The organism is Clostridium collagenovorans DSM 3089 (assembly GCF_900130005.1).
GTDB classification, from domain to species: Bacteria; Bacillota; Clostridia; order Clostridiales; family Clostridiaceae; genus Clostridium_D; species Clostridium_D collagenovorans.
Window position 1 is genome coordinate 216,618 of record NZ_FQXP01000005.1, and the last position, 25,041, is coordinate 241,658.

The window sequence follows — 25,041 nt, forward strand, 5'->3', positions numbered from 1 at the left end:
CTCCCTCCTATTTGCTTATTACCTTTTCTAATACACCAATTATTTCATCTATCTTTTCATCAGCATTATCACTCATACATGCTTTCTTTACACAATGGTTTAAGTGCTGTTTTAAAATAAGCATATTAGCTTTCTTTAATAAACCTTGAGCTGCTACTATTTGATTAGAAATATCTATACAATACCTCTCATCCTCTATCATTTTTATTATTCCTTCAATTTGTCCCTTTGAAGTTTTTAATGCTTGCATTGCTTTTTTCTTTTCTTCGTTCATTTTATACCTCCCCACCCCTAGGGGGTGTCTATCTGTATTATACACCTTATTTAAATTATTTCAATATAAAAATAAAAAAATACCCTTTAGAAATAAATTCTAGAATATACCTTTTATAATTGATAATTCTTTTATCTCTATAGAGTATTTTTTCTTATATTATATAAAAAATCTATTTTCTAAATAATCTATATATCTCTTTTCTCTCTTATTTTTATTTAATCTTCTAATCAATATGAATAATGCACTTCCAACCATTAATGCTATGGATATAATCTGTGCAGTCCTTAATGTTCCAAAGGCATATAAGCTATCCGTTCTCATGCCCTCAATAAAGAATCTACCAAAGGAGTACCACAATATATAACTAGCAATTAAATCTCCCTTATAAAATAATTTAGTTCTTCTTAAAATAATCAATAAGATAAACCCCAAAATATTCCATAAGGATTCATATAAAAATGTTGGATGATAATAAGCACCATTTATATACATTTGATTTATTATAAAATCAGGCAATCTCATATTCTCTAAAAATTGTCTTTGAGCTTCTAAGTCAGCTCCTGGTACTACTCCTCCATGAGCTTCTTGATTCATGAAGTTTCCCCATCTTCCTATAGCCTGTGCTAAAATAAAGTTCGGCGCAATTGTATCTAATACTAATAAAGTATCTTCTCTTCTCTTTTTACAAAGTACTATAAGAAAAATAGCACCACCAATTATAGCACCATGTATAGCCAATCCACCATTCCATATTGCAAAAACCTCATTTAAATGCTTTGAATAATAACTCCACTTAAAAATCACATAGTATATTCTTGCACAAAGTATGCTAATAGGAAATCCGTATAAAAAAATATCAAAATAAAGATCACTTTTTATACCTACTCTTTTTCCTTCTCTAATAGATAACCATAATGCAAGCAAAGCTCCACTTATTATCAAAACAGCATACCAATGTATTTGTAAAGATCCTATTTCAAATAGTATAGGATTTAAGGGTTGTATTGTATTCATTATCTTTTCTCCTTAAGTTTTAGATTTCCTACCTTCATAAAAATATTATCATCATTATATACAATTAGTATAATGTTTTTTTATGAATATATTATAAAATTTATCTTAAGGAGATACTTATATATTATAATCAATAAACTTACTCAAATTTAAACTTAATTTTATTATAGAATCTATAGTGTCTAATTAATATTTTATATTTGTATTAATATTTATTCTCTAATAAGTCTTACCTATAAATAGAATTTATATATTTTTATATAAGCTCAGAAACCTTTTCAAGCCCTACTGATAAAGCCTTATCAAAATCATTACAGAATGCTCTTTCTCCTAGCTTATCTACAAAGCCTCTTCTTTCCATAAGCTCTTTAACATCTATATGCATCTCTGAGAATATTAATATTACACCTTGCTTTTTTAATGACTCTTGTAACTTATATATAGTATCATAACCTGTTGCATCTATTACTTTACTATGTCTCATACGTAAAATAACTACCTTTGTGTTATCTTTAATATCACTTAACTTATCACTTAAAGTATCAACTGAACCAAAGAATAAAGGTCCTTTTAAATCATATACTAATATTTTTTCACCAATTTTTCTCACACTATCTTCCAAATGCTCTGCACCATGGGATTTATGTACCTCCGTAGATACTGCCATTTGTCTCATGAATAATACTACTGATATAACAACTCCAATTTCTATTGCAACAACTAAATCAAATATAACTGTAAGTAAAAAAGTTACTATTAATATTGCTATATCACTCTTATTAGCACGTAAAAGTTCTTTAAAAGCCTTGAATTCACACATATTATAAGATACAACCATTAAGATTGCAGCTAAAACAGCTAATGGTATAAACTTTGCTAAAGGCATAAATACCTTCATTATTAATAATAATGTTATAGCATGTACAATTCCTGCTATTGGAGTTCTACCACCATTTTTAACATTAGCAGCTGTTCTTGCTATTGCACCTGTTGCTGGTATACCACCAAATAGACCTGTAGCTATATTAGCTACACCTTGAGCAATTAATTCCATATTTGAATTATGCTTGTCTTCTATCATTGCATCAGAAACTACTGCTGATAACAATGATTCTATTCCAGCTAAAACTGCTATTGTAAAGGCTGGTTTAAATAAAACTTTTATTGTTGCAAAATCTATATTTGGTATAGATATCTTAGGAATACTTGAAGATATTTCTCCAAACTGACTTCCAATTGTAGGTACATCTAATTTAAAAATAACTGTACCTACAGTTACTATAATTAAAGCTACTAGTGATCCTGGTATAGTTTTATTAACCTTAGGCCATAAAACTATTATAGCTATTGATATTACTCCTAATAAAAAAGCGATCCAATTTATAGTTCCTATATTGTTTATATAAGCAGATATCTTAGGTATAAATTCTGAAGGTACTTTATCTATATTTAATCCTAAAAAATCCTTTATTTGAGTTGCAAATAGTGTAACACCTATTCCTGCTGTAAATCCTACTGTTATTGGATAACAAATATATTTTATTAGTGATCCAAACTTTAGTAGACCAAAAATTATTAATATAATCCCTGCCATTATAGTAGAAATAACTAACCCTTCAAATCCATACTGTTCAATTATTCCATAAACTATTACTACAAAAGCACCTGTAGGTCCTCCTATTTGAACTCTACTTCCACCTATGGCTGAAATAATAAATCCTGCTATTATAGCAGTTATTAATCCCTTATCCGGTGTAACCCCTGAAGATATTCCTAAAGCTACAGATAAAGGTAATGCTATTATTGCCACAATAATTCCTGCTATAATATCCTTTATCACTTGTTCCTTAGAAAAACCTCCCTCTTTCTTATTGAAAATATCAATTAGTTTAGGTGTCTCCATTCTCTTTCCTCCTATTTAAAATTAACCTATTAAATTATATACTTTTTACACCTAATCCTTTTTTTTACACTACTTCTTAATTCAAAGATTTTTAGAGTTATATTGCTTATTTATAAGTTATTTTATTATACTGATAAATTTTAATGAATTTCCCTTCATTTCACGCAAATTTCATAGTTTGTTAAATTTTTTTTAAAAATTTACACCCAATACAATGAATTTCGTTCATTATATTGGGTGTATTTTACTTTAATATTATATTTTTGTATATTATATCAATCACCTATCTTATACATTATCCTCTCACTATAGCCTATTATAACCTTTACATATCCACTTAATTCTTTATCTAATTCAAGGTCACCAGTGTCTACTAATAAAGACTCTCCATTTAAGCTTATAATTTTACTTAAAGCTGATATAACAATAATATTTTCTTTCCCCACAGTCTTAATAACTTTTGGACTTAATTGTTGATTGCCTCTTCCAAAAATATATCCCTGTCCCCCTGTAGGTGTAACTACTACCTTAGCTTTACTTCCTCTAATATAATCTAATATTTCTTCTTCTCTAAGATCCTCTTTCACCAGTTTTTTATTATATAACAAATCAATTCCTAATAAAGTACCATTATATCCAAGTTCCCTCATAATAGGTCTAGTTGTTGAACCTGAACCTATAATATAATAGCAATCCGCTTCCATTGAATCTATTACGGATCTTCCTATAGCTCTTTTAGTACTTTCTTCATTCAAAACCGAACCAGCTTTCCTATTTTGCATATACTTCTTATCATGAGGAATTTTTAAATATCCGTAAAGTCTTGTCTTAACTATATCAGATCTAAAAGATTCCTCATCTATATCAATAACCTCTACTTCTTTTATTTTTCCCTTTTCATTTTTTATATAAGCTAAAGCCATTTCTCCTGCTTTTTTAGGAGTAGTAGCATATACTGCTGAGTGTATCTTTACACCTGAAGGTATTCCAATTACTACTGCATCTTCTCCTAAAGCAGTATATATGTCTCTTGCCGTACCATCTCCTCCTGCAAATAAAATTAAATCCACATTCTTTTCCTTCAATAACTTAGCAGCATTTATAGTATCTTCTGAAGTAGTAAGTACATCTTTTTTCTCTCCTAATACATAAGGATTAAAGCCAAGTTCTCTACATTCAACCTCTCCCATATCACCGAAGAAGGTATAAATTTCTATATCATTTTTTAATTCACTCAATTGACTTAAGGCTATTTTCGCTCTATTGGGTGCCTCTGGTTTAGCTCCTAGTTCTAATGCCTTTTCATAAACTCCATCAGTACCCTTTAATCCCACTCTTCCTCCCATACCAGCTATAGGATTAACTAGAAAACCTACTTTTTTCACTAAATCACCTCATTTGTATAAATGTAGCCTAAATTTACAATAGGGGTTGTTTAATTAAAATAAATTTAATTTTAAAACAACCCCTAAACCTTTTATAAAAGTCTATTTAATTATTTATTAATTTTCAGCCTTTTTAAGATAGCTTCTCCAAGTAACACACCATTTTTCTGGTATATCTAAATCAGTGCAATCAATTTTATGAACTACACTATTGTGTGGAGCTGTCTTAACTATTTTTGGATTAGTATAAGCTTCATTCACAATGTGTTTAAATGCTTCAATATATTCATCCATATCTTCTTTAGATGTAGTTTCTGTAGGTTCTAAAGTAAATGGTGATGGTACTATATATGGATGATGACTTGTCCAGAAATGTAGTCCAAAGTCAAATATTCTATTTTGGAAGTCCTCAACTTCAATTCCTGTTTCTTGTCTCAACTCCTCCATACTATATCTAACTTGCTCAATTCTTTGCTTTCCTTCAATATATGGAGCACTCATTCCCTTAATTTCTAATATCTTTTTATATAAATAGTTATTATTTAAAACTGCAATTTTAGCAACTTCGTATAATCCTTCAGCACCTAAGCTCATTATCCAAGAATAAGCCTTTAACATTACCTGTGGTACCCCATAGAAGCTTCTTACCTTTCCTATACTATTTTTAATATCATAGTTTAAGAAGTATTTTTCTCCATCAAAATCCACAAGTGGACCTGGCATAAATTCTTCTAGATATTTTAATACTCCTACTGCACCTGTAGCTGGACCACCACATCCATGAGGAGTTGAGAAGGTCTTGTGTAAGTTAAAGAAACACATATCAAAATCCGCTTCTTTAGCTCTTGTAACGCCTAATAATCCATTTGCATTAGCTTGGTCATAGCAACATAATCCACCAGCTTCATGAACTAACTTAGTAAATTCTTGAACTCTTTTATTATAAACACCTGTATCTTCTGGATTAGCTACTATAAATGCAGCAGTTCTTTCTGAAACTGCGGCTTTAAATGCTTCAAAATCAGGATATCCCTCTTTATCTGGATAGATAGTTATTATTTTATATCCCTTTATAGCTGCTGCAGCTGCATCAGATGGGTGAGAGAACATAGTTGTTATAATCTCATCTCTTTGTTCACCCTCACCTTTAGATTCATGGTAAGCTCTAACTAATGAAGCCATAGTCATGATAGCCTGACTACCACCACTTGGTTGCATAGTAAATCTATCCATACCTGATATTTCTCTCATATATAAATCTAATTTATACATGACTTCTAATATCCCTTGAACAGTACTTTCATCTTGTAATGGATGTAACTCTGTTATTTTAGGCATCTTTGCTAGAACTTCATTAATTTTAGGACTATACTTCATAGTACAAGTACCCTGTCCTATCTCAACATTGAAATCTGCACCTAAAGTTTCTTGAGACAATCTTAAATAGTGTCTTAACACCTTTAATTGTTCTATTTCTGGTAACTTCGGCTCCTCTTTTCTAACTAGTTTTGATGGTAATCTATCTAAACCCGAACCTACTTGTTCTACTATTTCACATTCTGATAATGGTGGTACCACACCTCTTTGTCCTGGTCTACTTAATTCAAAAATTATTGGCTCATCCCATTTCGCTTGATGGAATTGTCTTACTTTATGATCTCTTTTAATCTTTTTCATTTTTTCTACCCCTTTCTTAGAATTCCGTATCTTCTACTATAAAATTTCTTTTAAAGCATTTATTAAGGTATCGATTCCATCTTTACTCATGGTTTCAGTTACACAGTAAAGTGCACATTGTCCTAGTTCTGGGAACTCTTTAGATAAATCTTTACCACCAAAGATACCTTTTTCTAATAAGGCTTTATTTATTTCTTCAACAGTTTTTCCTGTATTATTAAAATCAACTACAAATTCCTTAAAATAACAACTATTAAATATAGATCCTTTAACATTCTCAATTTTGCTTAATTCTTCTACTGCATATTGAGATTTTTGTAGTAGAGTTTGTCCTAACTCTTGCATTCCTTTAGGACCCATCAACCCTAGGTAAACCCCTGCTGTTATTCCCCATAAAGCTGCTTGTGTACCTACGAATTCTTTACCACCCTCTCTTAAAGCAAAGGATGTTCTTTCATAAGCTACATCTCCAAAACCATATTCACCTTCAACTGAAGTTGGTGCTATACCGAATAAACGTGATGGGAATTCCATTACGAATTTTTCTTCATCTCTAGTAGCCATAAATCCACCTTGACCACCACCAAAGTTCATGTGCATTCCTAAAGGTTGTATGTCACCACAAACTATATCTGCACCATAATTAACTGGAGCTTCTACAACACCTAATGTACTTACATCTACTCCAACTATGCTTACAGCACCAAATTTATGTGCAAGTTCTGATATCTCTGCTCCATTTTCCTCTAACATTCCTAAGAAATTAGGATTCTCAAAATATACTGCTGCAACCTTATCTGATAATTTATTTTCTAAATCTTTTAAAGATATTAATCCAGATTCTTTCTCATAATCTACAAAAGTAAATTTCAAATGAGCTATACCATAGTTTTTCATAATTAAAAACTTATCTTTGCTCATTGAACTAGGAAGTAAGATTTCCTCTCTTCCTGTAAGTCTTGAAGCCATTTGAACTGCTGTAGCAGCTGCTTGTGCACAATCAAAGGTAGGCACATTTACTACATCCATATCAAGAAGTTCACCTAATAAACTTTGATATTCAAATAAGGCTTGGAATCTACCATGGTCTTCATAAGGTTCTCCACCATATGCTGTTAAAAACTCTGATCTTGAGTTTATTTCATCACATATAGCTGGTACATAATGCTGATAACATCCAGCCCCTAAGAAGTTTAAATTTTCCTCGCAAGTTGTATTTTTATTTAAAAGGTTTGTTACATGTCTTTTTAATTCAAATTCTGATTTTATAGCCTTTGGAAGATTCAAGTTTTCCTTTAATATAAGTTCCTCTGGGATTTCTTCATGTAAATCCTCAAGAGTTTTTACTCCAATCTCCTTTAACATTTCATCTTGAACCTCTTTTACAGAGTTAGGAATGTAAGGATGGTTTTTATAACCTTTAACGCTCATGTATATTTCCTCCTAATCTTAAATCTATATCTTGTATTAGAGGCTGTAGTCCTAAAATATATACCTACATTAAATTATTATTTCTTTAATAATTTATACTATATGTAGTTATTAATCTTTTTCTAAGCAGCCTCTTTTAGGGTATTTAAAATAAATCTATTTATAAATATGCAAACTAAACAATTTTAAAATTCAATGATATAACTAGTTACTGGGTTTTACTATGCTATTCCTCCACCATCTACTACTAATGCAGCTCCTGTTATCCAAGAAGATAAATCACTAGCAAAGAATAATACTGAATTTGCTATATCCTCTGGAGTTCCTAATCTTTCTAATGGTCTGCCCTTTGCAGAATCTTTTAAGAAGGAGTTTTCTTCTAAGCCTAATTGCTTTCCTTCATCTCTTAATAATGGAGTATCTGTATCACCTGGATTAATAGAGTTAACTCTTATATTTTGTTTTCCGTGATCTATAGCCATAGCTCTAGTTAAGTTAACGATACCACCCTTAGCAGCACAATATGCAGCAGCATCATCTCCACCCTTTAATCCCCATCCTGAGCCTGTGTTAACAATACTTCCTCCACCGTTCTCAGCCATAATAGGAATTATATGTTTTGATAATAAATAAGTCCCCTTTAAACAAACATCAATAACAAAATCCCAATCTTTTTCTTCTAAATCAACTACTGTTTTTCTTTTAGTAACCCCTGCATTATTGAATAAGATATCAATTCTTCCAAAGTCACTTTTTATTTCTTGCGCAACAGATTTGCAATTTTCTTCTGATACTACATTACATTTAAAGAATTTTGCTTTACCGCCATCCGCAATTATTTTTTCTGCTGCTTTTAATCCTAATTGTTCATTAATATCCAGTATTGCTACTGTTGCTCCATAGGCAGCTAATTTTTCAGCTGATGCTAGTCCTATTCCTGATGCTGCACCTGTTACAACTGCAACCTTTCCATCTAATGATAAAACATCCCTATTACATATCATAAAAATACCCCCCTATTTTTATATAAAACCTAGTATTTAATACTTGATTCTATTTATATTAATGGTTTATTGCTTTATTCTAAATTTTCTAAATTTTTAGAATAGTACCTTGCGACTCATTATACTACGTTGGTATTTATATGTAAACGTTTCCACTCCCTCTCATTTTTCTATTGTTTTTATCATACTTAGCTTGTTTTTTTAAGTTATATAATACTTTTCCTTAAATTTTGAATCAGTTAACACTTCCTTAAAAACATATTGGACTTTTTTGTTTCATACCATTATTTTAAGTTTTTTATATTTATCGTATTTCTTAAGTCACTTGTAGAAATTGATAAAAACTAGTCTTAAAATATTTATATTTTTTCTTAAATTTAATCTATTTTTTTAAGTTCACATATGATTAAATATGCAACTTAAAATTTTATTCATAAATTTATCATAATTATTTATTTTTTTATTCTTTTAACTTACTGAATAAATTTAAACTAACTTTTTATATTTATAATTTATATAGGTATTTATTGAATAAGAATACTTAACTATAAGTTATATAAATATATTTTTCATTAGCATTAAACTCTAATTAATATAATACATTTATGTTAGCAACTATATTTATTCTACAATCACTTTTTACCAATAAATAGTATAGATAATGTTTATTAAAATATCTCTGTATTAATTTTACTATATTGTATAATAACCTAGTTTCAGAGTGAAAAAATAAGGAGTCATAAAGATTTTACTCTTTATGACTCCTTATAATATTTTATTTAGATGCAGATTTTTCTGCTTTTAGTTTTTTTAATATTTTACTTTGAGATTGTATTACTGGTGACACCTTTTTATAAAGCATCAGTGTCACAACTGAAACTATAATTCCTTTTAATAAGTTGAAAGGAACTATACTAAACATAACTAACTCAACATAAGTATCTATGCTTTGGAATATCGCTCCTGCCATATCAATAAAACTTTGAATTGGTGAGTGGAATACCTTTGCAAAAGCTGGCAAGAAGAAAAAGTAATTTAATACTCCTGCTACAGCTGACATAGCTAAAGTTCCTGCAATTAATCCTATTACTGCACCTTTTTTAGACTTAGTTCTATGATAAATTAATGACGATACTAGAACTAAAATAACTCCCACTGAAAAGTTAGCTACTTCTCCAACCCATGCTGTACTTGTCATTAATATCCCATGAAGTATATTTTTTAATAATACTACAAGTACTCCTGCTACTGGTCCTAATGCAAATCCTCCAAATAAAGCTGGAATATCACTTAAATCAATTTGCAAGAAAGATGGAAATATAGGTATTGGAAATTCTATCATCATCACTATTAATGATATTACCGCTAAAATTGATACCTTTACCAAAACATTTAATTTTGTACTACTCATTGTGCTTGTTGTTTGCATTATATCTTCCCCCTGATAATAAAATTTTATCTTCTAGGGTATCGATTTTAAGATTTATTTCAAAATAAAAAGCCCTAACATATATAACTATGTCAGGGCATAATAAACCTTACAATCTTTACCTTCTTCCATCCAGACTTTAACTGTCGGCTTCGGAATTTAACCGAATCAACCTTAACGGCTCGCGGGCTATACCGCCGGTGGGGACTTACACCCCGCCCTGAAGACTATTAAGTTTTCATCTAAATTATATAACATTTAAAATACAAAATCAATACATTTATTTGTTATTAATTAATAAATATTATTAGTCCTAAAAACCTTATTATTTAAAACTAATAAAAAAAGAGTAATATACTTCATTGTTTTAAAATCAAGTAATCTTACTCTTTTTTATTATTTAACATTTCTTAATGTCAAGTTATTACTTTATACTTAAGTTTGTAAATTCTTTTACTGTTATTGACTCGTTATCATTTCCTACATATTTAATTTTAACCTTATCCCCAATATTTGTTATAGCTGGTTCTGTGCTAATTTCAGTTGAAATTATAAACTTAGTTTTCTTATCCTTAAGCATGAAAGTGTAATATGATGTGTTATTATTAATAACAACACCTATTCTATCTACCTCACCCTCTACTTCAACTATATTATTATCATTAGTTAAGTTTGAAGATGTATCTCTTGATAATCCTTGAATGTAAGAATTATATGCTTGCTGAATAGTTTCTCCAACCCCAACAATATTGTAGTTAGAAACACTTACAAAGGCATAACTTTTTATTAATCCCTTTTTATCAAGTAATGTTGTAAAATACGTTGGATGATCTTCTAAATTTATAAGTATAGGGAAGGTTGCTTCATAATCAAACTGCTGTACTTTTCCTTCTGCTGATTTCATACCTGCAGTCTCCACAGCTCCTGAAACTTTATACATTGTAGTAACACCTGTTCTTGTATTGCTCAATAAGAACCCTACTAAGCTTTCATCTGAACCTACTGATGTAACCCCTGTATAGTAGTAACAATCTTCACCATTATATAAAACTTTATTTCCTTCTGTTAAAGTTAATTTATCTCTATTACTAAAGTTAAATACTCCGTGAACTAATTCACCCCAGTTAGTTAAGTTATTTTCAACTATTTTTTTAGGTTGAATTCTATCTACCCATTTAGGAGTATCTTCAACTGAATAACTTTGAGCTTCCCCTGTTTGTGCGTTTATTAAAAGTGATCCTACTATCTTATTTCCTGATAATCCTATACTTAAATCATACATTGATATAACCCAGTATGGATTTCCACTATCATCTAACTCAAAAGAGAAATCTGTTAATCCATGGTTATTAACCTTTGAATAAGCATATCTATTTAAATATGATCCAAAATATGCACTATCTAAGTATTTAAGTTTTAATGGTGCTCCATTTAACTCTGTAACTAATCTTACCTCATTTTCCTTAGTGGCATTAACCATTACATATCCTGATGTACCTTCTTTGTTTCTATTCCACTTGAAAAATCCTGAATGCTCTAATGGTGCTACATAGTATAATTCATTAGCAACCTTTTGTATAGTAAACTCTCCAATAGTAACCTGTGATCCTAAAGATGGAATTTCTCCAATTTTCTTATCTGCTAAATTTCTTGCAAGGTCACTGTTGTTTATTGGTAATTTAGATAAATCAACAGTTTTTATATCACTTGTAAATTCATGAACTTCTACGTCTCCAGCAAGTTCCCTATATTTTTCATAGTTAATTATTTTACTTGTAGATACTACTGCTAGTGCAATTATAAGAATAAAAGATATAACTATTCCGTATATCAGCTTCTTCTTTTTACTTATTGCCGCATAAATTATTAATACTAAGCCATCTATAAAGGCTATATTAATTAAGAATCTAAATAAAAATCTTACGTTTAATGGAACAAATAAGAAAAACTTATTTATAACAAAACATAAAAGTAAAAAGATAATATTAGCGCCTATAAAATATTTCCACCATTTCTTGCCTAGATTTTTAATCCAATCCATATCCATAAATATTCCCCCAGTTTAATTTGAATAAACTCACCTTAATGATTTGATTCTCCATTTAAAGTTGTTTATCCTAATATGTATAATGGTTTTAATAACCACTTAAGCTATTAAAACCATTATAATTGATTAATTAATCTTTAGCAAGATATTTTTATATTATTTTTCTTTTTTCATTGTTAAAGATATTCTTCCTCTTTTTTCATCTACTTCAAGTACTCTTACTTCAACAATATCTCCAACTTTAACTACATCTAAAGGATGTTTAACAAATCTATCAGCTAATTGACTTTTATGAACTAATCCATCTTGGTGTACCCCAATATCCACAAAAGCTCCAAAGTCAGCTACATTTCTTACAGTACCCATAAGCATCATTCCAGGCTTTAACTGATTTAATTCCATTATTCCTGTTTTAAAAATTGGTTTAGGTAATTCTTCTCTTGGGTCTCTTCCTGGTTTTTTAATTTCTTTTATTATATCTGCAAGGGTTAATTCTCCAACCCCTAATCTCTCTGCTAAAGCTTTCATGCCTATTTCTTTTATTTTTAAATCTATATCTACTAATTTACCTTCTTTAATATCAGATTCCTTATAATTTAATATTTTTAAAAGTTCTTTAGCTGCCTTATAAGATTCTGGATGCACTGAAGTATTATCTAAAGCTTCCTTACTTTCCATAACTCTTAAGAAACCAGCGCATTGTTCAAAGGCTTTTGCACCTAATCTCTTTACTTTCTTTATTTCAGCTCTGCTACCAAACTTTCCATTTTCTTCTCTGTATTCAACTATATTTTTAGCTATAGTTGCATTTATTCCTGAAATATGAGTAAGTAATGATGGTGTAGCTGTATTTAAATCTACTCCTACATTATTAACACAATCTTCTATTACTCCATCTAAGGATTCTTCTAATTTTTTAGGAGTTACATCATGTTGGTATTGACCAACTCCTAAAGCTTTAGGATCTATTTTTACAAGTTCAGCTAATGGATCTTGTAATCTTCTACCTATTGATATAGCTCCTCTTATTGATACATCTAAATCTGGATATTCCTTACTAGCAAGTTCCGAAGCTGAATAAACAGATGCTCCTGCCTCTGAAACTATTACATAATAAAGCTCTCTTCCCCCCTTTTCTTTTACTCTCTTAATTACTTCTGCCAATACCTCTTCTGATTCACGACAAGCTGTTCCATTACCTAAAGATATAACTTTAACATTATTCTTTTCAACTAAATTCAGTAAATCATTAATAGCTTTTTCCTTATTATCATTTGGTAAGGCAGCTTTAACTACTGCTGTATCTAAAACCTTTCCTGTTTCGTCTAAAACTGCGATTTTACATCCTGTTCTAAACCCTGGATCATAGCCTAATACAACATTTCCTTTTATTGGTGCCTGCATAAGAAGAGATTTTAAATTTGCCTTAAATACATTTATAGCGGAGTTTTCCCCTTTTTCAGTAAGTTCAGCTCTTACTTCTCTTTCTACTGAAGGATAAATTAGTCGTTTCAAACTATCCTTAATGCTTTCTGCTAAGTATTTATCTGTATTACTATTATTTTTTAATACCCTATTGTTTAAATAAGTTAAAATCTTTTTTTCATCAGAAGTAATTTTAACTGAAAGTACCTTTTCCTTTTCTCCTCTATTTATGGCAAGAATATTATGTGGAAGTACTCTTCTTATTAGTTCTTTATACTCATAATACATTTCATATGGAGTTACTTCATTATTCTCATCTTTCTCTTTACTCTGAGATTTCTTTGTTTCAATGAATCCCTCTTTATTTAAAACTTCTCTTATCCATTTTCTATACTCTGCTTCATCAGAAATAGCCTCTGCATTGATATCACTAGCACCTTGTATAGCTTCTTCAAGTGAATTAACACCCTTTTCCTCATCAATATATTTCATAGCTTCTGAGTTTATATCACCTTTAAATTCACCACTTAAAATTAAATCTGCTAAAGGCTTTAACCCCTTTTCTGTTGCTATTATAGCTCTAGTTCTTTTCTTTTGCTTATATGGTCTGTATAAATCTTCAACCTCTGTTAAAGTATTAGAAGCATTAATTTGATTTTTAAGCTCCTCTGTTAATTTACCTTGTTCTTCTATGTTTTTAATTACAGCTTCTTTTCTATCTTCTAGGTTCCTAAGATATGTTAAGCGTTCATGAAACTCTCTTAAGATAGTATCATCCATTCCCTCTGTTCTCTCTTTTCTATATCTAGCTATAAAGGGAACTGTACATCCTTCATCTAACATTTCAATTACATTCTTAACCTGTGATAATTTTAAGCCTAACTCCTGTCTTAATTTTTCTATAATAAATTCCATAACCTATCTTTCACCTTCTAAATTAATTATTTTCTGATTTCAAATATTCGTTAATGAACATATCTATTTCTCCATCCATAACAGCATTAACATTAGCAGTTTCTATATTAGTTCTGTGGTCTTTCACTAAATTGTATGGATGGAATACATATGATCTTATTTGACTTCCCCAACTTATATCCTTAAGTTCCCCTGTTAAATCTTCAATCTTTTCTTTATGTGCAAGTTCTTTTAATTGAAGTAATTTCGCCTTAAGCATTTTCATAGCTGTATCTTTATTGGTAAACTGACTTCTTTCACTTTGACATTGAACAACTATACCTGTTGGTATATGAGTTATTCTAATAGCAGACTCTGTTTTATTAACATGCTGACCTCCAGCTCCACTAGCTCTATAGGTATCAATTTTTAAATCCACAGGATTTAACTCTATTTCATCTTGCCCTTCTTTAAGTTCTGGTATAACCTCACAGGAAGCAAAGGAGGTTTGTCTTTTACCATTTGAATTATACGGAGAGATCCTAACTAATCTATGAACTCCTCTTTCAGCTTTTAAATAACCGTAAGCAAATTCACCTTCAATTTTCATAGTAACAGCTTTTATTCCTGCCTCATCTGCATTTTGATAATCAATTATTTCTATTCTATAACCCTTTTTATCACACCATCTTGTATACATTCTATAAAGCATCTCTGTCCAATCCTGTGCGTCATTACCACCAACTCCAGTATGCAGTGTTAAAATAGCGTTATTTTTATCATAATCTCCTGATAACAGTATCTCAATTTTAAATCTATCAATAAGCTCTTTAAGTTCTTTAAGCTCTCTTTTTATTTCTGAATAACTTGATAAATCTTCTTCTTCAACACTTATTTCCAATAATACATTTAAATCTTCTACTCTAGATATAGTTTCTTTAAAACTATCAATTTTATCACCTAAAACTTTTCCTTCTTGGGTTATTCTTTGAGCTTCCTCTATATTATCCCAAAAATTACTTTCCTGCATTTTTAACTGAATTTCTGCTAAGTTTTTCTCCATTGCTGCAAGGTCAAAGAGAAGCCCTCATCTCATCTAAATTTTTATTCAACATACTTAATTCGTTTAATGCTTCTTCTAATTGAATAATCATTTAATCACCTCTTTCATTATCCTTTTGTTCTAGCATTATATTTCTTAATTTTATAGTTACAAATAAATGTTTTATATAGTATATATCTTGTATTAAATAAACCTCATTCATATTTTATATGATAAAAAAATTTAATATTTTATAAATTACCATGATGTAAATTTAATGTTGCAAAGTATATATAATATTTTTAACCTAAATAAGGTGGGGTTATATACCCCACCCTACCATATTATAAAATTAACTATTCAAATCTACCACAGCAGTTTTTATATTTTTTACCTGATCCACAGCTACAAAGTTCATTTCTTCCTGTTTTCTTTTCCTTTTTAACAGGTTCTCTCTTAGCATCTGAATCATCTCCATGTGATGCAGAAGTAACAACTGCTACTCTTTCTCTTTCAATTTGATTTTGTGGTTGAATATGGAATAAGTATTTGATTGTTTCAACTTTGATATTCCATATCATTTCATTAAACATCTCACTACCTTCAAATTGGTAAGCTTGAACTGGGTCTTGTTGCTTATAAGCTCTTAGTCCCATACCTTGTCTTAAATGATCCATACTATCTATGTGATCCATCCATTTTGTATCAACTACTTTTAACAAGATAACTCTTTCAATTTCTCTTAAGTGATTTAAGTCTTCACCAAAATCAACTTCTTTTTCTTCATACATATTTTTAGCAACTTCTATTAGCTTGCTTGTAATTTCTGATTTATCTTTATTTACTAAATCTTCTACTTTGATATAATCCTTAGGTAATAATATATCCTCTAAGTAGTGAATTAATTTAGCTATTTCTTCACTTGGCTCTGAATCATCACTTTCTAAAACATGAGAGTTAACTGCATATTCAACAACTTCTTCAATCATGCTAAAGATTTGTTCTCTTAAATCTTCATTTTCAAGAACCTCTGAACGTTGCTTATAAATAACTGTTCTTTGTTGATTCATAACATCGTCATATTGTAATACATTCTTTCTTACATCAAAGTTATTTCCTTCAACTTTCTTTTGAGCACCCTCAATAGCATTAGAAACCATTTTACTTTCTATTGCTTCATCATCTTCAAGACCTAATTTATCAACAACACTTTGTAATTTCTCAGATCCAAAAATTCTCATTAAATCATCTTCTAAAGAAACATAGAATCTTGATTCTCCTGGGTCCCCTTGACGTCCTGAACGTCCTCTAAGCTGATTATCTATACGTCTAGATTCGTGTCTTTCAGTACCGATTACCTTAAGTCCACCAAATCCTACAACATCATCTCCAAGTTTAATATCAGTACCTCTACCTGCCATGTTAGTAGCAATAGTAACCATTCCAGGTTCACCTGCATGAGAAACTATTTCAGCTTCTTTTTCATGGTATTTAGCATTTAATACTTGGTGTGGAACTCTTTTGCGTTTTAACATCTCTGATAATACTTCAGATTTTTCTATACTTACAGTACCAACAAGCACTGGTTGATTTTTACTATGAGTTTCAGCTATTTCATCTACTATAGCCTCATATTTAGCTTTTATAGTTTTATAAACTAAATCTGGTTGGTCTACTCTTCTTACTGTTTTATTAGTAGGGATTTCTATAACGTCTAGACCATAGATTTCTCTGAATTCACTTTCTTCTGTTAAAGCTGTACCAGTCATACCTGATAATTTTTTATACATTCTAAAATAGTTTTGGAATGTTATTGTTGCAAGAGTTTTAGATTCTTTTTCTACTTTAACTCCTTCTTTTGCTTCAATAGCTTGGTGAAGACCATCTGAATATCTTCTACCTTCCATAAGTCTTCCTGTAAATTCATCAACTATAATAATTTCTCCATCTTTAACCATGTAGTCCTTATCTCTTCTCATTCTATAATGAGCTTTTAATGCTTGAACAACGTGATGTTGTATATGCATATTTTCTGCATCTGCATAGTTTTCTAAATGGAAATAAGCTTCAGCCTTTTCAACTCCTGAATCAGTTAAAATAACAGAGTTAGTTTTTTCATCTATTTCATAGTCTTCATCTGTTAAGCTCTTAACAAAATAGTTTGCAACTTTATAAAACTCTGTAGACTTCTCACCCTCACCTGAAATAATAAGAGGTGTTCTAGCTTCGTCTATTAATATAGAGTCAACCTCATCCACTATACAAAAGTTTAGTTCTCTTTGAACTCTTTCTTCTTTGTATACAACCATGTTATCTCTCAAATAGTCAAATCCGAACTCGTTATTTGTTCCATATGTAATATCAGAGCCATAAGCTTCTTTTCTTTGACCTGGTGTTAAATCATGAAGAATTACTCCAACAGATAACCCTAAAAACTCATGAACTTTACCCATTTCATCTCTATCTCTTTTTGCAAGGTAATCATTTACTGTAATTACATGAACACCATTACCTGTAAGACCATTTAAATAAGATGGTAAAGTTGCAACAAGAGTTTTACCTTCACCAGTTCTCATCTCTGCAATTCTACCTTGGTGAAGAATAATTCCGCCTAAAACTTGAACTCTATAATGTTTAAGTCCAAGTACACGCCAAGAAGCCTCTCTAACCACAGCAAATGCTTCTGGTAAAATATCGTCTAATGTTTCACCATTATTTAATCTATTTCTAAACTCTTCAGTTTTGCCTCTAAGTTCTTCATCTGATAATGCCGTCATAGCACTGTCATAGGACATAACTTTATCTGCTATTGAGTCTATCTTTTTTATTTGTCGTTCACTATAACTCTTGAAAATCTTATTTAAAAAACTCATGTGTATATCCTCACTTACATATATAGTTTTACTTTCTATTATTTCTCCATTATACCATCATATATTTATATCTTCAACTTTAATCGCAAGTTTTTTTCCATATTCTTGATAAATTTATCAATAAAGGTTTACTAGTTTTAGTATATCATTTATGTAATAGTTTCCTTTTTAATTTTTCTTAATTACAAGGTAAAATAATACTCAATTTTAAGCGAAATTTAAGGAGTAAGTATTAATTACTTACTCCTTAGTTATTACATTAATTTTAAATTTTTATTCAAATTCTGGTTCGATAAGACCATAATTTCCATCTTTTCTTTTATATATAACATTAACCTCTGAAGTTTCATCGTCCATATATACGAAGAAGCTATGACCTAAAAGTTCCATCTGAAGTATAGCTTCTTCAGTAGCCATTGGTTTAATAGCAAATCTTTTTGTTTTCACTATTTTACCGTCTTTTTCATCTCCGCTATCTTCTTCTGGAATTAATCCATATATTAATGATTCTCCTTGAATCTTTCTTTGCATCTTAGTTTTTTGTTTTCTTATTTGTCTTTCAATCTTCTCTATTACTAAATCTACAGAATTATACATGTCTCCATTAGCTTCTTCTGCTCTTAATATTACACCATTGAATGGGATTGTTACTTCAGCTGTATGAGTACTTTTTTGAACACTTAGCAACACATTAGCCTCTACTTCTGGTTTAAAGTATCTTTCTAATCTTGATACCTTTTTTTCTATAATTTCCTTTAGAGCTTTTGTTACCTCGACGTTTCTACCTATTACTTTAACTTTCATAAAAACAGCCCCTCTCTAAGAATTAGATAATCTAATTCTCTATTTATTTTTACTAATTCAGGATTTTCTCTTAAACCTCACTATACATCTTAGAGTGCTTATTACTTAATATCTCTAATTTCACAATTATAATTAAGTCTTTAGATTTAATCCTTCTATTATATTAGGTAGTTTAACCTACCTTTTTTATAGTAAAATATTAAAACTTTTTAGGTATTAATATTTTTTATCTTTAATAATATTGCTTAAATCTTTTGGATTGATATAATTTTATATCTTTTAATCTTAAATAGCAATTTGTATTTTGGTCATTTTCTGAATTTTTAAATATTTATTCTCATTTCTCTAATTCTCTCTATGTTTCTTATTTTTTTTCATGCTTGTATATCAAGTGATTTTTAATTATATATATGATATAATATAAATGTTGTGAGTAATTTTAGATTGTTATTGTACTTTTATTACCACTCTTAGCTATTGTGCATATTTCAACACTTTTAGCACCATTATTTAATAATTCCTTCGAACAATAAAAAGAAGTTGCTCCTGTAGTAATAACATCATCTACTATAACTATTCTTTTATCCTTAATAAAATTCTTATCTAATGATAATTTAAATACTCCTTTTATATTATTAAATCTTTCATTTCTATTTAATCCTACTTGTTCTTCTGTACTTTTAAATTTCATAAGAGCATCTATCATTGTTATATTATGTGCATCACTTAGATGTTTTGCTAATAATTCACTTTGATTATACCCTCTTTTTACTTTATCTTTTTTCGTCATAGGAACATAAGTTATGTAGTCAACTAGTTCCCAATCTATTTTTACGTATTTATCAAAAATATATACTAAAATTTTTGCATACATAGGATTGTTTTTAAACTTTAAACCTAAAATTATATCCTTTATAGGATAAGCATAGTATGCCAAACTACTACATGCGATGTTATAATCATCTTTATTTATATAATAGTTGCTTTCACATAAACTTATTTCCGCTAAACATTTATTACATATGTAAGGTTCATAGGAATATTCATTACATAGTATACAAGTTTCACTAGTAAAAAATAAATTTTCTAAAACACCTTCATATAAATACTTTATAGCTACCTTAAACTTATTTGCCATGACATACCATACCTTTGCATTGTTTTAATAAAATTCTATTAAGATTCTATCCAACTATTAAAGTTATTATTCAATAAAAAAATATTTAATTATTAGGGCTCATTATATTAGATATTCTCCATTTCAAAGCAGAATATCTTTCAAAACTTCTATCATTTTTAACCATAAACTGCAAAGCATTTTCCATACCCACTAATACAACCATTTTTTTCGCTCTTGTTATACCTGTGTATAATAAATTTTTATTCATAAGTAGCGGTGCACCCATATACATTGGCATTATAACAACAGGAAATTCACTTCCTTGACTCTTATGAATAGTTATTGCATAAGCTAAAGTTAATTCATCCAAAGTTACATCATCATATTCTACTATTTTATCATCTTCAAATTTGACTATAACGTGATTATCCTTAGTTATGTCAATTACATACCCTATGTCACCATTAAAAACACCTTCACCGACTTCTTCATAAGTTCCATTACTTTTATGCCATTTTACACTATAGTTATTTTTAGTTTGCATAACTTTATCATGAACCCTATAAAGACATCCTCTGCTTTCAACCTCTTCTTTTCCCTTTAGTGGAGGATTTAGCATCTCTTGAAGTTGTATATTAAGATTTTCCACCCCAAGAATACCCTTTCTCATAGGTGATAATATCTGTATGTGCTTAACACTGTTCCAATCTTTATTAAACTTAGGAAGTCTATGATGAATAAGTTCTAATAATGTATCCAGAATTCCATCAGGATTATAATTTTTCAAAAAGAAAAAATCACTTTGTTTTTGATTAGTTATAGGCATTTCTGAATTATTAATTTTATGCGCATTAACAACTATCATGCTTTCTTTTCCTTGTCTAAAAATCTCCTTTAGCCTAACTACTTTCACCGTCTCGCTTTCTATTATATCCCTTAATACATTACCAGGTCCTACTGAAGGTAACTGATCCACATCTCCAACTATAATTAATCTAGTACTTAAACTAACTGCCTTAAGTAAGTTATTCATCAATAATATATCAATCATTGATGCTTCATCTAAAATAAGCACATCACATTCTAAAGGTTCATCTTCTCCTCTAAAAAACTCTTGCCCCTCTTCTCCTATGCCAAGTTCTAAAAGTCTATGTATTGTCTTTGCTTCTCTTCCAGTAGCATCTGTCATTCTCTTAGCTGCTCTTCCTGTTGGTGCTGCCATAAACACTGTTTTTCCAGCACTCTCAAATATATCTGCAATACAGTTTATTATTGTTGTTTTTCCTGTACCAGGACCTCCTGTTATTACTTCTATACCATTTTCAACAGCCCCACTTATAGCTTCTCTTTGAGAGGGTGCAAAGCTTATATTATGTTCTTTTTCAAAATCATCAATTTTTTTATCAACATCTATATCTAAATTTTCACTTCCACTACTTCCTAAAGTTATTACCTTCTTAGTTACACCTAATTCACTATAATAAAAAGGAATAGTAAATACACATTCCTGTTCTTCTATAGTCTCTATCTTTATATTTGATTCCATAGCAGACTCTATTATATTTTGCTCCACTTCTGCTTCCGTTACCTTTAGCACATCTACACATTGTGAGATTAACTTTTTTAGTGGTATATATGTATTACCTAACATACAAAATTCATTAATTAAATATTTAATACCACTTTGAATTCTAAACTTTGAATTTTTTTCTATTCCAAGACTAAGTGCAATTTTATCCGCAGTTTTAAATCCTATACCACTTATCTCATCTGTAAGCCTATATGGATTATCTTTTACCATATCTATTGAATTCTTTCCATACTTATTATATATTTTTACACATTGCTTAGCTGTAATCCCATAGGTTTGAAGAAATATCATTATATTTCTAACTTCTCTTTGTTTAGAGTAAGATTCATATATAATTTGTATCTTCTTTGCCCCTATTCCTTCTATTTCATTTAATCTTTCTATATTATTATCTAAAACCTCTAAGGTTCTTTCTCCAAAAAAAGAAACTATTTTTTTAGCCGTTACAGGACCTATACCACTAATTACTCCTGATGCCAAATACCTTTCAATTCCTATAGTAGTAGTAGGTAGTATTTCTTCTGTAGAAGAAACCTTTAATTGTTGTCCAAACTTTGGATGAATAATCCATTCTCCTTGGAATTTCAAATTTTGTCCTTCTCTTATTTCAGGCATGCAACCAGTAACAGTTATAATATTTTCAGTTCCTTTTACTTTAGCTATAGTAAATCCATTTTCTTCATTCTGAAATACTATACCGTCAACAATTCCTTGTAACTCAATCATAAAGCTCTACTCCTATCTTTACTTCTACTATTATTTAAAGCCTTTTAAATCATAATATATAATAACTTAAAATCACCGAAATAATTTTACAGTTTAATAAAACAAAAAACATTTATGATAAATCCTTATTTTAATTAAGTTCTCACTGAAAAAACTAATAAGGAGCTATATATAAATGTTTAATAACCTAAATTATATATATTCTAATAAATAACCTTCACCATGTTTTACTCTCTTTATAGCGTAAATGTTATTGTTACTAACATTGTAAAAGCTTATTTAAAACACATATATAAAATGAACTTTTATTATCATAATATATATTATACCATGATTTACGCACTATAATCTTATAGTTACTAATAAATACGAACATATTTTCGGATTTTTTAGTAATCTTACAATAAATCAACTTATATAATCACAATTAAATATTAAACAACGTAGCAATTATGTAAAAAAGAGCTACTACATTAGCAAAGTTTTTACTAATATAGCAGCTCTCTCCTTATATTAAAGAAGCGCTTTAATATCTTCTACTTTATTTAATTGTTCCCATGGTAAATTTAAATCATTTCTACCAAAGTGACCATAAGCAGCTGTTTGTCTATATATAGGTCTTCTTAAATCTAAATCTCTGATTATAGCAGCTGGTCTTAAATCAAATACTTTATTAATAATCTCTGCTATTTTATCCTCAGATATTTTACCAGTACCAAATGTATCAACATGCACTGAAACTGGTTTTGCAACTCCAATAGCATAAGCTAATTGAACTTCTATCTTATCCGAAACTCCTGCAGCAACTAAGTTCTTAGCTACCCATCTTGCAGCATATGCAGCTGATCTATCAACCTTAGTTGGGTCTTTTCCTGAGAATGCTCCACCACCGTGTCTTCCAGCTCCACCATAAGTATCAACTATGATCTTTCTTCCTGTTAAACCAGAGTCTCCTTGAGGTCCACCAATTACAAATCTTCCTGTAGGATTTATGAAGTATTTAGTGTTCTCATCTAATAACTCAGCTGGTACAACTGGCTTAATTACATGCTCTAATAAATCTCTTTCTATTTGCTCACGAGTTACTTCTGGACCATGTTGTGTTGAAATAACTATTGTGTCTATTCTTACAACCTTATCTCCATCATATTCAACTGTAACTTGTGTCTTACCATCTGGTCTTAAATAACCTAAAGTTTCATTTTTTCTAACTTCAGATAATCTTTTTGATAATTTATGTGCTAATGATACTGGAAGAGGCATATACTCTTCTGTTTCATTAGAAGCAAAACCAAACATCATACCTTGGTCTCCAGCACCTATTGCTTCTATTTTATCCATTTGTCCTTCTTTAGATTCTAAAGCTTCATCTACTCCCATAGCTATATCAACTGATTGCTCATCAATTGAAGTTATAACTGAACAAGTATTACAGTCAAATCCATATTTAGCTCTTGTATATCCTATTTCTTCAACTGTTTTTCTAACAACCTTAGGGATGTCAACATAACAGTTAGTGCTTATTTCACCCATAACCATAACCATACCAGTAGTAACTGCTGTTTCACAAGCAACTCTACCTTCTGGGTCTCTTTCTAATATAGCATCTAGTATCGCATCAGATATTTGATCACAAATCTTATCTGGATGCCCTTCAGTAACTGACTCTGATGTAAATAATCTTCTCATACTCTAATCCTCCTTATTTTTTAAATAAACTCTATTTCAAGGATTACTATGTGCAAAAAATAAAACCTCTTCAATAAGAAGAGGTGATTTCACAATTCATCAACACTCTCTTATCTTGCAGAACATATAAAATATAATCTGCAGGAATTGGCACCATTGTGTCAAACACTGGTTGCCGGGTTTCGTAGGGCCCTGTCCCTCCACCTCTCTGGATAAGAGTTTATTTAACTTAATATTCATTTCGAAAATAATCTTAGCATAATAAAATATATTAGTCAATGTATTTTATTTAAAATTTATACTGGATTTAAGAGGAACTTTTCTTTCATATTCTTACCTACATCAATACAATTCAAACTCTTTACTTTAATGTAAAAATATTTTTTAACTTTCATGAAGCTATCATTGTATACACGGCAATAACCCATATTAAATTCAAAAAATTTTCCTACTGATAAAATTCAAAGGTATTTCATAATGTAACTAGCTTGAAAATGTACTGTGTTTTAAATGAATTTAACCACTAATATAAATGTACAATATTAATTAAAACTTATATACAATCATAATACATATTTAAATTTATAGACATAAAAAAAGATATCTTATAAATAAGATATCTTATGGTGGATGAGGGTGGATTCGAACCACCGAAACGAAACGTAACAGATTTACAGTCTGCCCCCTTTGGCCACTCGGGAACTCATCCT

At 29.7% G+C, this 25,041-nt stretch carries 16 protein-coding genes, 1 tRNA gene and 2 riboswitches; all 17 genes read right to left on the minus strand.

The window, feature by feature from the left end:
• Nucleotides 1–7: 7 nt before the first annotated feature.
• The 17 genes from BUA48_RS07230 to BUA48_RS15700 all read right to left on the minus strand — a co-directional run bounded on the left by BUA48_RS07230 (nucleotide 8) and on the right by BUA48_RS15700 (nucleotide 25,040).
• Nucleotides 8–274 (minus strand): metal-sensing transcriptional repressor, encoded by a 267-nt coding sequence (locus BUA48_RS07230; RefSeq protein WP_072831385.1) that lies wholly within the window; start codon nucleotides 272–274, stop codon nucleotides 8–10.
• A gap of 159 nt (nucleotides 275–433) precedes the next feature.
• Complete coding sequence (gene lgt / locus BUA48_RS07235) at nucleotides 434–1,291, minus strand: prolipoprotein diacylglyceryl transferase (protein ID WP_072831386.1); 858 nt, start codon at nucleotides 1,289–1,291, stop codon at nucleotides 434–436.
• 256 nt (nucleotides 1,292–1,547) lie between these two features.
• Nucleotides 1,548–3,194 (minus strand): SulP family inorganic anion transporter, encoded by a 1,647-nt coding sequence (locus BUA48_RS07240; protein ID WP_072831387.1) that lies wholly within the window; start codon nucleotides 3,192–3,194, stop codon nucleotides 1,548–1,550.
• A gap of 275 nt (nucleotides 3,195–3,469) precedes the next feature.
• Entirely contained in the window at nucleotides 3,470–4,579 is a 1,110-nt protein-coding gene (locus tag BUA48_RS07245; RefSeq protein WP_072831388.1) for an ATP-NAD kinase family protein, read from the minus strand.
• Between the two features lie 117 nt (nucleotides 4,580–4,696).
• Nucleotides 4,697–6,256, minus strand: coding sequence for an aminomethyl-transferring glycine dehydrogenase subunit GcvPB (gcvPB, locus tag BUA48_RS07250; protein WP_072831389.1), 1,560 nt, complete (start codon nucleotides 6,254–6,256; stop codon nucleotides 4,697–4,699).
• Between the two features lie 36 nt (nucleotides 6,257–6,292).
• Nucleotides 6,293–7,687, minus strand: a complete 1,395-nt coding sequence (gcvPA, locus tag BUA48_RS07255) for an aminomethyl-transferring glycine dehydrogenase subunit GcvPA (RefSeq protein ID WP_072831390.1) — start codon at nucleotides 7,685–7,687, stop codon at nucleotides 6,293–6,295.
• A gap of 221 nt (nucleotides 7,688–7,908) precedes the next feature.
• A complete protein-coding gene (locus tag BUA48_RS07260) occupies nucleotides 7,909–8,691 on the minus strand; it encodes an SDR family NAD(P)-dependent oxidoreductase (RefSeq protein WP_072831391.1) in 783 nt (260 codons plus the stop codon).
• A 775-nt stretch (nucleotides 8,692–9,466) separates the two neighbouring features.
• Entirely contained in the window at nucleotides 9,467–10,102 is a 636-nt protein-coding gene (locus tag BUA48_RS07265; RefSeq protein WP_072831576.1) for an ECF transporter S component, read from the minus strand.
• A gap of 134 nt (nucleotides 10,103–10,236) precedes the next feature.
• A riboswitch (FMN riboswitch) is annotated at nucleotides 10,237–10,352 on the minus strand.
• 192 nt (nucleotides 10,353–10,544) lie between these two features.
• Nucleotides 10,545–12,167 (minus strand): cell shape-determining protein, encoded by a 1,623-nt coding sequence (locus tag BUA48_RS07270; RefSeq protein ID WP_143147682.1) that lies wholly within the window; start codon nucleotides 12,165–12,167, stop codon nucleotides 10,545–10,547.
• A 156-nt stretch (nucleotides 12,168–12,323) separates the two neighbouring features.
• Entirely contained in the window at nucleotides 12,324–14,507 is a 2,184-nt protein-coding gene (locus BUA48_RS07275; protein WP_072831392.1) for a Tex family protein, read from the minus strand.
• A 22-nt stretch (nucleotides 14,508–14,529) separates the two neighbouring features.
• Nucleotides 14,530–15,640 (minus strand): peptide chain release factor 2 gene (gene prfB / locus BUA48_RS07280; RefSeq protein ID WP_143147683.1). Its coding sequence is split into 2 segments (ribosomal slippage): nucleotides 14,530–15,561 and nucleotides 15,563–15,640, totalling 1,110 coding nucleotides; the frame shifts between segments, so codons are not numbered across the junction.
• Nucleotides 15,641–15,884: 244 nt separating this feature from the next.
• On the minus strand, nucleotides 15,885–18,401 hold the full coding sequence (gene secA / locus BUA48_RS07285) for a preprotein translocase subunit SecA (RefSeq protein ID WP_072831394.1): 2,517 nt from the start codon (nucleotides 18,399–18,401) through the stop codon (nucleotides 15,885–15,887).
• A 273-nt stretch (nucleotides 18,402–18,674) separates the two neighbouring features.
• Entirely contained in the window at nucleotides 18,675–19,205 is a 531-nt protein-coding gene (gene hpf, locus BUA48_RS07290) for a ribosome hibernation-promoting factor, HPF/YfiA family (RefSeq protein WP_072831395.1), read from the minus strand.
• A gap of 439 nt (nucleotides 19,206–19,644) precedes the next feature.
• Nucleotides 19,645–20,343 (minus strand): ComF family protein, encoded by a 699-nt coding sequence (locus BUA48_RS07295; protein WP_072831396.1) that lies wholly within the window; start codon nucleotides 20,341–20,343, stop codon nucleotides 19,645–19,647.
• Nucleotides 20,344–20,428: 85 nt separating this feature from the next.
• A complete protein-coding gene (gene recD2, locus BUA48_RS07300; RefSeq protein WP_072831397.1) occupies nucleotides 20,429–22,642 on the minus strand; it encodes an SF1B family DNA helicase RecD2 in 2,214 nt (737 codons plus the stop codon).
• A gap of 513 nt (nucleotides 22,643–23,155) precedes the next feature.
• The gene (metK, locus tag BUA48_RS07305) at nucleotides 23,156–24,331 is read right to left on the minus strand and encodes a methionine adenosyltransferase (protein WP_072831398.1); all 1,176 of its coding nucleotides are present in this window, start codon (nucleotides 24,329–24,331) and stop codon (nucleotides 23,156–23,158) included.
• Between the two features lie 107 nt (nucleotides 24,332–24,438).
• Nucleotides 24,439–24,550, minus strand: a riboswitch (SAM riboswitch).
• Between the two features lie 405 nt (nucleotides 24,551–24,955).
• A tRNA-Tyr gene (locus BUA48_RS15700) sits at nucleotides 24,956–25,040 on the minus strand.
• Nucleotide 25,041 lies beyond the last annotated feature (1 nt).

What these genes read in the sequence shown, in the direction of transcription:
- gcvPB (WP_072831389.1), bottom strand. Translation starts at nt 6,256, where the DNA reads ATGAAAAAGATTAAAAGAGATCATAAAGTAAGACAATTCCATCAAGCG.
- hpf (WP_072831395.1), bottom strand. Translation starts at nt 19,205, where the DNA reads ATGAAAGTTAAAGTAATAGGTAGAAACGTCGAGGTAACAAAAGCTCTA.
- metK (WP_072831398.1), bottom strand. Translation starts at nt 24,331, where the DNA reads ATGAGAAGATTATTTACATCAGAGTCAGTTACTGAAGGGCATCCAGAT.
- secA (WP_072831394.1), bottom strand. Translation starts at nt 18,401, where the DNA reads ATGAGTTTTTTAAATAAGATTTTCAAGAGTTATAGTGAACGACAAATA.
- BUA48_RS07230 (WP_072831385.1), bottom strand. Translation starts at nt 274, where the DNA reads ATGAACGAAGAAAAGAAAAAAGCAATGCAAGCATTAAAAACTTCAAAG.
- lgt (WP_072831386.1), bottom strand. Translation starts at nt 1,291, where the DNA reads ATGAATACAATACAACCCTTAAATCCTATACTATTTGAAATAGGATCT.
- gcvPA (WP_072831390.1), bottom strand. Translation starts at nt 7,687, where the DNA reads ATGAGCGTTAAAGGTTATAAAAACCATCCTTACATTCCTAACTCTGTA.
- BUA48_RS07295 (WP_072831396.1), bottom strand. Translation starts at nt 20,343, where the DNA reads ATGGCAAATAAGTTTAAGGTAGCTATAAAGTATTTATATGAAGGTGTT.
- BUA48_RS07265 (WP_072831576.1), bottom strand. Translation starts at nt 10,102, where the DNA reads ATGAGTAGTACAAAATTAAATGTTTTGGTAAAGGTATCAATTTTAGCG.
- BUA48_RS07275 (WP_072831392.1), bottom strand. Translation starts at nt 14,507, where the DNA reads ATGGAATTTATTATAGAAAAATTAAGACAGGAGTTAGGCTTAAAATTA.
- BUA48_RS07270 (WP_143147682.1), bottom strand. Translation starts at nt 12,167, where the DNA reads ATGGATATGGATTGGATTAAAAATCTAGGCAAGAAATGGTGGAAATAT.
- BUA48_RS07240 (WP_072831387.1), bottom strand. Translation starts at nt 3,194, where the DNA reads ATGGAGACACCTAAACTAATTGATATTTTCAATAAGAAAGAGGGAGGT.
- BUA48_RS07260 (WP_072831391.1), bottom strand. Translation starts at nt 8,691, where the DNA reads ATGATATGTAATAGGGATGTTTTATCATTAGATGGAAAGGTTGCAGTT.
- recD2 (WP_072831397.1), bottom strand. Translation starts at nt 22,642, where the DNA reads ATGATTGAGTTACAAGGAATTGTTGACGGTATAGTATTTCAGAATGAA.